The following is a 13,272-nucleotide window of genomic DNA, read 5'->3' on the forward strand; positions in this document are numbered from 1 at the left end:
GCTCAAGGTGAAGCGCCACCCGGAGGCCGCGAAGCACATCGGCGCGGACGCGGACGCGCACCACTGATCTCCTGACCTGGCGAAGGCCCGTGTTCCCGCCGGACACGGGCCTTCGCCGCGTCCGGGGTCAGAGCACGGAGACGCCGTTCTGGTAGACGGCGCGCACGGCCTGCCGGAGCGTGCCCGCCTTCACGTGCTGCTCGGCGTCGCCCTCCACGAGGACGAGGTCGGCGAGCTTGCCGGGCGCGATCTCGCCCAGGTCGTCCTCCAGGCGCAGGAGCTCGGCGGCGGACCTGGTGGTCGCGTGGATCGCCTCGGCAGGTGACATGCCGTACTCGGTCATCAGCGTCAGTTCGGTGAGGTTGTCGCCGTGCGGGCCGACACCGGAGTCGGTGCCCATCGCGATCTTCACGCCCGCCTGGTGCGCCTTCTGGAACGACTGGAAGTGCTGCGAGACCACGGCCTTCGCCTTCTCCATGATGACGTCGGAGATCGCCACGCCCGCCGCGGCCTGGTCGAGCACCATACGCGGCGCCATCAGCGTCGGCACGAGCCACGTGCCGTGCTTGATCATCTCGTCGATGCCCTCGTCGGTGAGGAAGACGCCGTGCTCGATGGAGCGCACGCCGTTGCGCACGGCCGTGAGGATGCCGTCGCCGCTCATGGCGTGCGACATGACCGCGATGCCGGCGGCGTTGGCCTCCTGCACGATCATCGCGATCTCCTCGTCGCGGAAGTGCGCGTGCCGGGGGTTGCTGCGCGGGGACATCACGCCGCCGCTCGACGCGATCTTGATGACGTCGGCGCCGTGCCGGACCAGCGTGCGGATGACCTTGCGCAGCTCCTCCGGGCCGTCGGCGACGGTGTCGGGCAGACCGGGGTGCAGCGGCGGCGAGATGTGGGCGCCGCACTGCATCCAGTCGTCGTTGTGGCCGCCGGTCTGCGAGACCATGTTGACCGCGATCTGCATGCGCGGGCCGGGCACGAGACCGCGCCGGACCGCCTCCGCGACACCGAGGTCGGCGCCGAGCGCGTCGCGGACCGTCGTGATGCCGCACTGCAGGGTCGCCTTCATGTTCCCGATGGCCTCGTAGAACGGCAGCGAGAACGGCGTGTTCAGCGACCGCACCAGGTCGGCGCCGCTGAACATGAAGTGCACGTGGCAGTCGAACAGCCCCGGCAGGACCGTGTGGCCGGTCGCGTCGACGACGGTGTCGCCGTCGAGGCCGGTGCCCACGTCGACGACGCGGTCGCCCTCGACCACCACGTCGCCGGGCTCCGTCGTCGAGCCGGTGAAGACCCTGCCCCCAGAGAACACGATGCGCGTCATACGCGGAAATCTATGCGGCGAGTCAATTTTTGTGATCGGTCAACAAAAGACCCTGAGCCTTGCTAACAAGTTCTGTTAACGTCCACGCCGTGCGCCCTGAAGACCTGCAGCTGCTCACCACGCCCGGCACCGTCGCCGTGTCCGGGGACTTGGTGCTGGTCAGCATCACCACGCCCGACCTCGACAAGAACACCTACCGGGGCGGTCTGCACCGGGTGTTCCCGGACGGAACGACAACACCGTGGACACACGGTGATCGTGACAATGCACAGCGCATTTCTCCGGACGGCAAACTGGTCGCGTTCCTGCGCGTCAGCGGAAAGTCGAAGCCCCAGCTCCACGTCGTCCCGGTGGACGGCGGCGAGCCCCGGAAGCTGACCGACCTGCCGCTCGGCGCCGGAGCCCCGGTGTGGTCGCCCGACTCGACGCGCGTCGCGTTCGTGGCCCGCGTGCCCGAGCAGGGCCGCTACGGCACGACCGACGACGGCCCCGAGGCCGAGGCGCCCCGCCGCATCACGCGCCTGGACTACCGCGTCGACGACGTCGGCTTCCTCGGCGACCGCCGCCCGCGCGTGCACGTCGTCGACCTCGAGGGCGAGGTCACCGAGGTGACCGACGGCTCGTTCGACGTCTCCGACCCGGCCTGGCTCGACGACGCGACGCTGGTGTTCGTCGCCCCGCGCGACCTCGGCGCCGCCGAGACGCTGCACTCCGACCTGTACGCGGTTCCCGCTGCCGGCGGCGCGGTGTCGTTGCTCGTGACCGGTGCCGGCGAGGTCTCGATGCCGTTCGTCGCGGACTCGTCGCTGTTCTGGCTGGGCACCGAGTTCACCGGCATCGACGGCGTGGCGCGCAACCAGGGCCTGTGGAAGTCGGCCCTGGACGGCACCGGCGCCACCCGCCTCACCGACGTCGAGACCGTGGACGTGGAACGGCTGTCCGGCCAGCCCGTCGCCGACGCCACCGGCGTGCTGCTCGTCGTGCGCAACCGCGGCGCGCTGGAACTGCGCCGCATCCCGTTCGACGGCGGCCCCGGCGAGGTGCTCGCGGGCGAGAAGGCCGCGGTCCGCTCGTTCGCGACCGACGGGTCCACCACGGTCGCCATCGTGTCCACCCCGGACAGCCCCGGTCAGGTCGAGTTCGTCGGAACCGGCGTGCGCACGGCGTTCTCGTCCGTGCCCGCGCGCCGCGTCGTCGAGCTCACCGGCGAGGCCTCCGACGGCTACCCGGTGCACGGCTGGCTGGTGCTGCCGGACGGCGACGGCCCGCACCCCGTCGTGCTGGCCGTGCACGGCGGCCCGTTCATGTACCACAGCTGGGGCTTCTTCGACGAGGCCCAGGTCTACGCCACCGCCGGCTACGCCGTCGTGCTGCCGAACCCGCGCGGCTCGGCGGGCTACGGCCAGGCCCACGGCCAGGCGGTGATCGGCAAGTTCGGCACGGTGGACGTCGACGACGTGCTGTCGCTCCTGGACGCCGCGCTGACGCGCGAGGACCTCGACTCCGCCCGCGTCGGTGTGATGGGCGGCTCCTACGGCGGCTTCATGACGTCGTGGCTCTCGGCCCACCACGGCGAGCGCTTCAAGGCGGCCTGGTCCGAGCGCGCCGTGAACGCCTGGGACTCCTTCGGCGGCTCGTCGGACATCGGCTACTTCTTCGCCGACGCCTACTGCGGCACCGACCCCGAGGCGCAGCGGGCGATGTCGCCGCTGACCTACGCGGAGAAGATCACCATGCCGTTCGCCGTCGTGCACTCCGAGCAGGACTGGCGCTGCCCGCTGGAGCAGGCGCAGCGGATGTTCGTGGCGCTGAAGCGGCGGGGCGTGGAGACGGAGATGCTGATCTTCCCGGGCGAGGGGCACGAGCTCACCCGCACGGGTCAGCCGCGGCACCGCAAGCAGCGCTTCGACGCGGTGCTCGAGTGGTGGGGCCGCTACCTGAAGGCCTGAGCCGAGCCGGCTCGACGACTGCTGGGCCGGCGCGCCGCGTCAGCCCAGCAGCGTGTAGTTCAGCTCCTCGCACACCCGCGCCAGCGGCAGGTCCAGCCCGGGGTGGTCCAGCGGCAGCAGCACGTCCGGAGCCGCCGGGAGCCCCGAAGCCCCGGGCGGATCCCACAGGCAGATGGCGGGGTCGCCGGAGTCCATCGACGACCGGTACCAGAGCCCGTCCAGCTCCGGGTAGGCCGCCCGGATCGCCCGCGACCACGCCTGCGTCACCAGCTTGGGCCCGGTCGAGATCTCCTGCGACGCGCCGACCCGCGTGGGCCACAGCCCGCCGAGGTCCAGCAGCCGCAAGGTCCGGCGCGGCCGCAGCACGACCAGGAACGGCGAGCGGGTGCGGCGGTCCACGATCGACGTCGCCTGGAAGACCTCGGCGATCGACGTGCGGACCGACAGGCCGAAGTACAGGACGCCGTTCTCGTGGTCCTGGACCGGGCCGCCGTCGTCCGCGGGCTGTTGCGCGTCGAAGCGGGCGTGGGGCAGCGGGCCCGTGTAGCGGAACGTGTTCCAGCGCTGGGGGTGGGAGCCCTTCGCCGTGAACACGCGCACCAGGCGGGTCGCGCGGTGCACCGCCACCACGTCCTCGGTGCGGCGCAGCTGTGCTTGGAGCACGGCAGGGGCAGGCGGCTGTGGAAGCCGTGACATTCGGGTCCTGTCGGTGTTCGGGAAGCGCTCAGGCAGGTGTGCCGAGCACGGAGGCGAGGTCGGCCACCCGGCGCGGGTCTCCTCCTGCGAGGAGCCACTCGCGGGGGGTGGCGGGCTTGCCGTCGACCAGCAGGTCCTCCTGGAGCTTCGTCATGAACGCGGCCACGACCAGGGCCGGCTGGTCCGGGGGGATCGCGGTCAGCACGGTCTCGAGGCCCGGGAGCACACCGGTGCCCGCGAACTGCCACGCGGGCAGGCGCCAGCTGCCCCTGTCCTTCCAGCCGACCAGCCTGCCGACACCGAGGCGGTGGCGGATGCGGCTCGTGTCGACCTGGAGCTGGCGGGCGGCCTCGTTCACGGTCAGGGCCGAGTCGCGCAGGACGGCGTGCGCCACGACCGTGCGGGTGCGCGGCTTCGAGTCGTCGGGGACCGCGGGCGACAGGTCCAGGCCCACGTCCTTGAGCGCCGTCTGCTGGTCCGGCGTGAAGTAGGTGGCCGGTTCCGGGTGCGGTGGGGCCAGCCTTCGCGCCGCGTCGGACACGAGGGCCAGGAACTCGTCGGGACTCACCTGCAGGCCGGCCTTGGCCAGCACCGTCTCCAGTGCGGGGCTCATGCGCACAGAATATCCCGTGCGTGCGCATTTGTGCGCCCTACAAATGGCGCAAGGACCAAAGTTCCACTTTGCGCGGTCACGTGGCGACGCTACGTGAGAAAACCAGGTTCGCGGCGGTGACGTGGGACTCACCCGGCACCCCGATACCATCGCCCGATGCAGCTGGACCGCACCGCCAAGCGGGTCGTGGTGGCGTGGGGCGCCGTCATGGTCGCCACGCTCGCCTACGTCATGATCCGCCCGCCGGGGTGGTCGCTCGACCTGCGCGTCTACCGCAACGGCGGTGCGGCGTTCCTCCAGGACCTGCCCCTCTACGTCGAGGGCTTCGCCAAGCCGCTCGGCGGGCCCGACCTGCCCTTCACCTACCCGCCGATCGCCGCGGTGCTGTTCGCGCTGCTCGCGATCGTGCCGCTGGGGGTCGCGATCTTCGCGGTGGCGCTCGCGAACCTCGCGATGCTCACCGGCCTGTGCCTGATCGCGGCGCAGCGCGTGGTCGGCCGGGGACCGGACGCCGTCACGTGGGGACTGGGCGCGGCCGCGGTGGCGTCGGTGTTCGACCCGCTGCGCGAGACGCTCTGGTTCGGGCAGGTCAACCTCCTGCTGGGCCTGCTCGTGATGGCCGACTGCCTGCTCGAACGCACGCGGTGGTGGCCTCGCGGCGCGCTCATCGGACTTGCGGCCGCCATCAAGCTGACGCCGGCGTTCTTCGCGTTGTTCTTCGTCGCGCGACGGCAGTGGAAACCCGTGTTCGTGTCCATCGCGTCGTTCTTCTTCTTCGGACTCGTGGGGTTCCTCGTCTCGTTCGGCGACGCGAAGGAGTACTGGACGCACGCGCTGCTCGACCCGGGCCGCGTCGGACGGCTGACGTACGCGTCGAACCAGGCCGTGCGCGGCATGCTGGCGCGCTTCGGGCTGGAGAACGGTGCCCAGGTCGCCGTGTGGCTCGTGGCGTCGCTTCTGGTCGTGGCCGCCGTGTGGTGGCTGGCCTCGCGCCTCGGTGACGTCGAGGCGTTCTTCGTCGTGGCGCTCGGCGGCCTGCTGATCTCGCCCGTGTCGTGGGGGCACCACTGGGTGTGGATCGCTCCCGCGCTCGTGCTGCTCGCCCGGCCCGCGCTGCGCCGCCACTGGGCGTCGTGGGTGGTCGTGGCGGTCTTCGCGGTCGGCCCGCACTGGCTGTTCCCGCGCGACAACGACGTCGAGCGCGACTGGTCCTGGTGGCAGCAGCTGGTCGGCAACCTCTACGTGCTCGTCGGGATCGCCGTGCTGGTCGCGCTCGGCGTGCGGGTCGTGCGCGAGCGCCGCCGCGCTGCTTCGCCCACGGGCTGAACGGTGCCGCTGTCGCCGGACCCGGCGACCTGAGACCCTCTTGCGGTGCTGATCCGACTGGCTGACTGGGACCGGATCCGGTCCGGCGAGGTCACGCTGCAGTTCCGGCGGTGGACACGACCGACGGTGCGCCCCGGCGGGACGCTGCGGACGTCGCTGGGCGTCCTCGCGATCGACGAGGTGGAGGTCGTGTCGCGGGTGAGCCGCGCGGAGGCGGTGGCGGCCGGGTACCGGACGGTGAAGGCCCTGATGTCCACTGTGGAGGGGCGTGAGGGCTCGCTCTACCGCATCCGCCTGCGTTTCGCGGGTGAGGACCCGCGGATCGCGCTGCGTTCGTCGTCCGATGTGGACGGAGTGGAGCTCGCGGAGCCGGCCCTGGCGCTGCTGCGGCTGATCGCGGCGAACCCCGGTGTGCGGGCGGCGGACCTGGCCGAGTCGGCAGGCCGGGAGAAGCTGCCGTTCAAGGCGGACGTCCGCAAGCTCAAGGCCCAGGGCCTCACGGAGTCGCTGCGAGTGGGGTACCGCCTCTCCCCGAGGGGAGAGGCGTACCTGCGTTCACTCGATCGTGTCTAGCTCTGGCCCGTGATCAGCGCGACCGCACGGTCCTGCGTCTGCTCGGGCACCTCGGCGACTTGGAAGCCGCGCGCCACGGCGTGCGCCACCAGTTCGGGCTCCGGCGGCAGGCCGTACTTGCGCAGGTAGTGCGGCACGGCGCCGGCCCAGATCCAGGTGCCGTCCGTGCGGAAGTTGAGCGGCACGTCCTGCTCGCCGCTCTGCGAGAACTCGTCGACGTCGTAGCTGCGCGCCGCGAGCACGACCGGGGCCGACTCGAGGTAGGCGAGCAGGTTCTCGACCAGCTGCGGGTCGACCGGCTGCCGGTTGACCACGATGCGCCCGTCGTCGTTCTTGCCGTCGTACACGCGCGCCGTGCGCAGCTCACCCGGCGCGGCCGGGGCCTGCTGGTTCTGCGGCGGGACCTGGAACTCCTGCTGCGGCTGCGGCTGGGGTTCCGGCTCCGGCGCGGGCAGCGGCGGGAGGCCCACGCGCTGGCGCCACCAGTCCGGGATCAGCCGGTCCGGCCGCGGGAACGTCTGCAGCTCGTCGCGGAAACCGATGGGCGGCGGCGCGTTGCGCCAGCGCGGCTCGTCCTCGGCGTTGAAGTCGACCGTGAAGGCAGCGGGGGCCTCGATCTCGTACAGCGCGTTCAGCCACGTGCCGCGGTCGGGGTGGTACATGCCCCCGCGCAGCTGGCCGAACATCTGCACCACGTCCATCGGCGGCCGCACCGGCCGGAACTGCCCGTCGGGCCCGGCGAAGGCCATGTCGACCTCGATGTGCCGTCCCGCCGCGCGGTACTCGGTCCGGATGCGCTGCCAGCCCTGCGGTACGGCCGGCAGCATGGCACGGCCGATCTGCCGCACGAGCAGCTGCTGGTCCTGCTCGCTCAGCGGTGTCGCCGGCTGGCTCATGATTGGTCCTCGCCCCTCTTTCCCCGTGCAAACCCCGCTGATCTTATCGGGCCACCACAGCCCGCGCGGGCCGGTCGCCCACCCCGGCCCGTTCACACCTGCTCCGAGTGGGTGTGAGCGCCCGGACGTGCGGCGACAGCGCGGGAACTACGAGCTCTCCTCGGTGCCCGCGGACGCCTCGGCGGCCTCGGCGAGCTTGTCCCGCAGCCAGTCCGGGGTGTGCTCCTCGCTGCGCGGGTAGTACTGGAAGTCGAGCGCGTACGCGCTCGCCGTGAGCGGCGGGGTGTAGGCGGGCTCGCCGTCGTAGTCGTAGTCGACCTGGTACTTGCCGGGCGGCTCGAGCACGAGCCGCGCGGTGAACCAGCTGCCCCTGTCCTGCTCGTACATGCCCTCGCGCAGCGACCCCATCCGCGACGAGATCTTCATCGGCACGGGCACCCGCTCCGGCTCGCCCGTCGTGGTCGCGAGGAGCTCCGCCGAGTCGACGCCGACGGTCGAGCGGTAGAGGAGCTCCATCCGCTGCCAGCCGGCGGGCGCGGACTGCAGCATCACCCCCGCGACCTCCTGAACCACCTCTTCCTGCTCAGGTGGGCTCAGCCGGTTCGGTTGCGTCATGGCGGTTCCTCACTGCGTTCGGGGTGCTGGGGTCGCTGACGCTACCCCCGTGCGGCGGTCAGGGCTGCAGCGGCGGGATGTTCTTGTACGTGATCGCCGGCTGCAGCACGCCGTCGACCCAGTACTGGACGCCGATCGCCGTCGGGGCCTTGCGGCCGTCCGGGTAGTCCATCTCGATGCTGACGTCGAGCTTGGGCTTCGGGTCGCGGCTCAGGATGTCGCCCCAGTGCTCCTCGAGCGCCCGGAAGTTGTCCGCGATCGTCGTGCCGGCCTGCCGCTGGTTGAGCGACTCCAGCATCGGCACCATGTTGATGTACTCGCCGGGCCCGTCGAACTCGGTGCCCGCGAGGTGACCGCCGTTCCAGCCGACGTCCTCGTACAGCCGGACCTCGCCGGGCAGCGGGTCCCGGCCGTGCGTCTGCCGGAAGTTGTCGACGATCTCGTCGTTGATGTCCTTGTACTCGTTGCGGCCCTCGTGCCCGACGGGACCCTGGTCCGGGCTGCGGCGCGCGTCGTCCGAGCCGGTGTGCACGAGCTCGCCGTCCATCCTGGACGTGCGGCCCTCGGCGTCGGTGTGGAAGTGGTAGACGCTGCCCGCCTGGCCGGTGACGTGGTAGGTCGCGTTCGGGAACGGCTGCCGGCTGTCCGGCCGCCAGTTGCCCTTCTCGCCGGAGGTCGTGTGGACCTCGACGACCCGACCGTCGCCGTCGGTGATGAACGTGCCGCGGTCGCGGCCCGCCCGGTCCGTCACCTCGTAGCGGGTGTTGGGCTCGAGCGTGCTGGGCGTGCCGTCGGCCTCCCGGCCGAACGGCCTGCTCTTGAGCGGCGCGTCCGGGTGGTCGGCGTCGATCGTGACCCTCGGCCGCGGGTCCGGGTCGGCGTCGGGGGAGTTGTCCGCGTCGTTGTCCGCCGCGCGGTCCCGCGCGTCGGTCGGGTCGAGGTCCTTGTCCCTGTCGTGCGTGCCGGGCGCGAACCCGTCCTCGCTCGCCCTGGTCCTGGTGCCGTCCGGGTGGTGGGTCTCCCACTCGCCGTTCGGGGGGATCCGGGGCTGGCGGGTGCCGTCCGGCAGGACGTCCGCGTCGCTCGTGAAGACGCGGCCGTGGGTGTCGGTCCAGGCGGGCCTGGTCGGCGCGACCACCGGGGCGTCGAGGTGCCGCGACAGCTGCTGGGCGAAGTCGTTGCTGCCCGCGTCACACCCGATCAGGCGAACGGGACGGCTGCCGTCGTACCCGCCGCGCCGCAGCATGTCGGCGTACTCGGCGGGCGTGTAGTCGTGGCCACCGACGCGTGCGTGCCCGTCCGGCGTGATGTGCACGTCGGCGGTGAAGTAGTTCGGGTCGTTCGGCACGCGGTGGGGCAGGTCGCCCATGTCGCCGTCGCCACCGTGGTGGGAGACGCCGGCCGGGGTCTGCTCGGCGTGCCGTGCGTGCGCCTCTTCCGGGCTCGGGCGGTCGGCGGGCGGGGCGTCGTGGTTGTTCGGCGCGTCCGGGTCGCCGTCGTGGGGGCGGTCCGGGTCGTGCGGCCGGTCCGCGTCGTGGGGCCGGTCGGTGTTGTGCGGGCGGTCGGCGTCCGGGCCGTGGTGGGGCGCGTCGGGGCCGTGGGGTGCGTTCGGCTGGTGGGGGACGCCCGCGTCGGGACGGTGCGGGGTCGCGGCTCCCGGCTGGGTGGAGTCCGGGGTGCGGTGCGGGGCCGGGGGAGCCTCGGGACCGCGCGGGCGGGCGCCTTCCGGGCTGTGGGGCCGTGCACCGTCGGGGCGGGTGCCGTCCGGCCGGGTGCTGTCCGGGCGGTTGCCGGGGCCGCTGCCGTCGGGGCGGTGCGGGGCGTCGGGACGGTGCGGTGCGTCGGGGCGGGACGGCGAACCGGGTCCGCCGTGCGGTGCGTCCGGACGGCCGCTGTGCGGCGGGGTGAAGCCGTCGGGCCGCGACGGGCCGCCGTGGGGTGCGTTGGGACCGCCGAAGGGCGTGTTCGGGCGCGACGGCGCGTTCGGCGCGTCGGGGCGCGAAGGACCGCCGTGCGGTGCGTTCGGGCCGCCGTGGGGAGCGTTGGGGCCGCCGAACGGTCCGCTGGGACGGCCCTGCGGGGTGTTCGGCGTGTTCGGTCCGTGCGGCGCTCCCGCCGACGGGGCGTGCGGGGCACCGGCGGGCGGCATGGCCGGACCGGACGGAGCCGACGGCGAGTGCGGAGCCGACGGGGCGTGCGGTGCCGACGGCGAGTGCGGTGCCGCGGCCGAAGGTGCCGTGGTGCGGCTCGGGGGAGTCGCGTCGGGGCGGGCCGCGTTCGGGGCACCGGACGACGGGCTCGTGGCCGACGGGCTGTGCGGGGTGCCGGCCGACGGGCTGTGCGGTGCGCCCGCAGAGGGAGCGCCACCGGACGGGCTGTGCGGCACGCCGCCCGAGGGAGCACCGCCCGAGGGCAGGCCGCCGGACGGGGCGTGGGCGGACGGCAGCCCACCGGAAGGAGCCGACGGGGCCGACGGCGCGGACGGAGCCGACGGCGTCGAGCCGGGGCGGGCGGGAGCGTCGGCACGGGCGGCCGACGTCGACGTGTCGGGAGACCTCGGCGCGGGAGCGCTGGAACCCAGGTCGCCCCGGCTGCCCGGCGTGCCGGTCCAGCCCTGGCCGCCACCGGCGGGCGGGCGGCCCGCGGCGGGGGAGGACGGGGCGTTGCCGCCGGCGTTCGGCGAGCCGCCCACCGGACCGGCCTGCGACGGCGCGGTCGACGGGGCGCCGCTGTCGGGGGTGCGCGCCGGGGCGTGCGGGGCGTCCGGGCGGACCGGCGCCTCCGGCGGTGCCACCGACGACTGGACGGTCTGGCCCGTGCTGCGCGGGGCAGGGGCGTCCGGAGCGGAGGGCGACGACGGCGCGGACGGGGACGACGCCGTGTGCGGGGCGCTCGACGGCGAAGACGGCGACGACGGCGAGCTGTCCGGGGTCCGCGAGGACGAGGGCGCCGAGCCGTTGTCGGGGGCCCGCGACGGCGCGTCCGGCGACGAGCTGTCCGGGGCGCGCGACGGCGCGTCGGGGGACGAGCCGTCCGGCGTGCGCGAAGGGGACGGCGCGGACGACGGCGACGAGGCGTCCGGCGTGCGCGACGGCGCGTCCGGCGTCGAGGAGGACGACGGCGACGAAGTCGAGGGCGAGGAGGAGGAAGGCGACGACGGCGAACTGTCCGGAGAGGACGAAGGCGACGACGGCGACGACGGCGAGCTGTCCGGAGTGGACGACGGCGACGAACCGCCGGGGGACGACCCGGGCGAGGACGACGACGAAGGCGAACCGGGGCTGCCGGACGGCGTCAGGTCCACGTCGCCCGGCCGCTGGAAGAAGCCGCCCGGCTTGATGGACTTCGTGGAGATCACGTCGAGACCGGTCACCTTGCCGACCAGCTTGCCGACGACCTTCATGATCTTCGTGAAGATCTCGACGAGACGGCCCAGCAGCGGCGAGACCTTCTTGATGGTCTTGATGAGCTTCTGGATCAGCTCACCGATGCGGGTGGCCCACTTCGAGATCGCGGTCACGGCCTGCGCCACGATCACCGGCGTGCCGAAGCCGAGCGTGAACACGGCCTCCAGCACCCACGTGATCAGCTTCGCGACCAGGTCCGCGATCAGGTCGCGCACCATCTCGCGCACGAACCCGACGACCATGCCCATCACGCCGACGACGGTGCCCACCGAGCCCGCGGTCGAGGCGGCACCGGACAGCGCGTCGAGCTGCTCGCCCGCCGACTTGCGGTAGGCGTCACCGGCGGCACCGGTCCACGACGCGGTGGCGTCGACCGCCGCCTTGTAGTCACCGGTGATCTTGCCGAGCTCCGCGGAGACGTTGCCCCACGTCGTGGAGTACGACTGGATCACCGGCGGGTCGCCCGCCAGCCAGTCCAGCGCCTCCTTCAACGGCTGCATGTGCTCCATCAGGAACGACGCCGCGGACGACAGCAGCGTGCCGAACGGGTCGATCGCCATGGACGCCGCATCGGCCACGAGACCGACGACGCCGAGGCCGCCCTCGATCCAGCTGCCCTCGGAGATGCCCTTGTACGCGTCCACCGCGGAGTCGGCGATGGAGAAACCCGTCGCCCAGCCGTTGTCACCGGTGCCGGCGTTGAAGAAACCGGACGGCTCCGCGGGCGCCTGCGCCACCAAGGGGTTCGGTGAGGACATCAGAAGCCCTTCAGAGCGTTGGTGATCTGGTCCTCGACGGCCTGGTACTGCTTGGCGGTCTCGGTGACCTTCTTCGAGGTCGCGTCCATCGCGTCGGCGACGCCCTTGAGCGCGTTCATGCCCCACTGCTCGACGGGGTCGAGCAGCATGCGGAACGGCTGGCAGATGATCCCGTACGCGTCGGTCGGCATCGACACGGTGTTCGCCGCGTCCACTGCCCCCTGCAAACGCCCGTGCAGGCCTTCCAGAGCCTTGGCGTGCGCTTCCAGCACGTCCGAGGTGACTTCGAAACCACCGGAAGTCATCGAACCCCCTCAAGTTCGGGCGGTGAACAGGTGCAGGTCAGGAGAGCACGGACTCCCCGCCGAAGTCGTCGTCGTCGGACGGCGGCCTGCGGCGCGGGGGAGGCGGTGGCGTCGGGCGGGAGGGCGGCGTCGCGTCGTCCTCCACCCGGAAGTTGATCTCGTTGCGGTCGTACGGCGTGCGCGCCGGCTCCTCGGCGGGAGGGGCCGGGAAGTTCTTCTTGGCCTCGTTGAACAGGACGTTGGCGGTCTCGTCCTGCGTGCCGATGGTCTCGGCCATGGCCTCCTGCAACAGCTCCGGGATGCGCGACTGCGCCCGCTGGAGCAGCTTCATGATCTCGCCGCTGACCTCGGACATGCGCTTGCCGGCGGCCGACTCGTTGATCACGAGGTTCTGCAGGATCCCGCTGGAGGAGATGGTCAGCTCGACGGAACCGTCCGAGGACCGCTCGGAGATCGTCATCCCCTGCACGCGCGTCGCCATCTCCTGGTAGCGCGCGGCACGTGCCTGGATGTTCTGGTTCCAGTTCGCGAGCATCTGCTCCGACCCGGCGATGTCCTCGGGCACCGGTGTTTCCTTCCCCAAAATGCAGCGGACTCAAAGGATGACGCAGCCGGAGGTGATCCCGTTCCACCCCCGGGCCAAATAGTGCGGACAGACCAACGGCGTCCCACCGAACGAACCAGCGGGACGCCGTCGAGTCAAGCGGGACCCGTGGTGCGACCCGGCCCGTCGGCGGGCGGATTCACGCTCGGCGGGTCACCTCGCGGCACCGCCCCCGCACCCCCGTACCACCAGTACGAGGG

11 protein-coding genes are annotated in these 13,272 nt (G+C 72.5%); 3 read left to right on the forward strand and 8 right to left on the reverse strand.

Annotation, left to right across the window (positions count from 1 at the left end; genetic code table 11):
* Window positions 1–127: 127 nt before the first annotated feature.
* On the reverse strand, window positions 128–1,330 hold the full coding sequence (locus ACFWGZ_RS32295) for an amidohydrolase family protein (RefSeq protein WP_382455372.1): 1,203 nt from the start codon (window positions 1,328–1,330) through the stop codon (window positions 128–130).
* 89 nt (window positions 1,331–1,419) lie between these two features.
* Between ACFWGZ_RS32295 and ACFWGZ_RS32300 the strand changes: the two genes are divergently transcribed.
* Window positions 1,420–3,279: a S9 family peptidase gene (locus ACFWGZ_RS32300; RefSeq protein ID WP_382455373.1), complete on the forward strand. Its 1,860-nt coding sequence runs from the start codon at window positions 1,420–1,422 to the stop codon at window positions 3,277–3,279.
* A 39-nt stretch (window positions 3,280–3,318) separates the two neighbouring features.
* On the opposite strand, the gene ACFWGZ_RS32305 is transcribed toward ACFWGZ_RS32300, so the two are convergent.
* Window positions 3,319–3,975 carry an RES family NAD+ phosphorylase gene (locus ACFWGZ_RS32305; RefSeq protein ID WP_382455374.1) on the reverse strand — a complete coding sequence of 219 codons (657 nt, stop codon included), beginning with the start codon at window positions 3,973–3,975 and terminating at the stop codon, window positions 3,319–3,321.
* 28 nt (window positions 3,976–4,003) lie between these two features.
* Window positions 4,004–4,588, reverse strand: a complete 585-nt coding sequence (locus ACFWGZ_RS32310; RefSeq protein WP_382455375.1) for a DNA-binding protein — start codon at window positions 4,586–4,588, stop codon at window positions 4,004–4,006.
* 156 nt (window positions 4,589–4,744) lie between these two features.
* Between ACFWGZ_RS32310 and ACFWGZ_RS32315 the strand changes: the two genes are divergently transcribed.
* Complete coding sequence (locus ACFWGZ_RS32315) at window positions 4,745–5,914, forward strand: glycosyltransferase 87 family protein (RefSeq protein WP_382455376.1); 1,170 nt, start codon at window positions 4,745–4,747, stop codon at window positions 5,912–5,914.
* Window positions 5,915–5,959: 45 nt separating this feature from the next.
* The gene (locus ACFWGZ_RS32320; RefSeq protein ID WP_382455377.1) at window positions 5,960–6,487 is read left to right on the forward strand and encodes a hypothetical protein; all 528 of its coding nucleotides are present in this window, start codon (window positions 5,960–5,962) and stop codon (window positions 6,485–6,487) included.
* Here ACFWGZ_RS32320 and ACFWGZ_RS32325 read toward each other — a convergent pair.
* The 5 genes from ACFWGZ_RS32325 to ACFWGZ_RS32345 form a co-directional block, all read right to left on the reverse strand.
* Window positions 6,484–7,383: a hypothetical protein gene (locus tag ACFWGZ_RS32325; protein WP_382455378.1), complete on the reverse strand. Its 900-nt coding sequence runs from the start codon at window positions 7,381–7,383 to the stop codon at window positions 6,484–6,486. The two genes, ACFWGZ_RS32320 and ACFWGZ_RS32325, sit on opposite strands and share 4 nt — an antisense overlap.
* A 147-nt stretch (window positions 7,384–7,530) precedes the next feature.
* On the reverse strand, window positions 7,531–7,998 hold the full coding sequence (locus ACFWGZ_RS32330) for a hypothetical protein (protein WP_382455379.1): 468 nt from the start codon (window positions 7,996–7,998) through the stop codon (window positions 7,531–7,533).
* A gap of 58 nt (window positions 7,999–8,056) precedes the next feature.
* Entirely contained in the window at window positions 8,057–12,163 is a 4,107-nt protein-coding gene (locus ACFWGZ_RS32335) for a DNA/RNA non-specific endonuclease (RefSeq protein ID WP_382455380.1), read from the reverse strand.
* On the reverse strand, window positions 12,163–12,468 hold the full coding sequence (locus tag ACFWGZ_RS32340; protein WP_382455381.1) for a type VII secretion target: 306 nt from the start codon (window positions 12,466–12,468) through the stop codon (window positions 12,163–12,165). Before ACFWGZ_RS32340 ends, ACFWGZ_RS32335 begins: the two co-directional genes overlap by 1 nt.
* 37 nt (window positions 12,469–12,505) lie before the next feature.
* A complete protein-coding gene (locus ACFWGZ_RS32345) occupies window positions 12,506–13,033 on the reverse strand; it encodes a YbaB/EbfC family nucleoid-associated protein (RefSeq protein WP_382455382.1) in 528 nt (175 codons plus the stop codon).
* Window positions 13,034–13,272 lie beyond the last annotated feature (239 nt).

The organism is Lentzea sp. NPDC060358 (assembly GCF_042725365.1).
GTDB lineage: Bacteria > Actinomycetota > Actinomycetes > Mycobacteriales > Pseudonocardiaceae > Lentzea.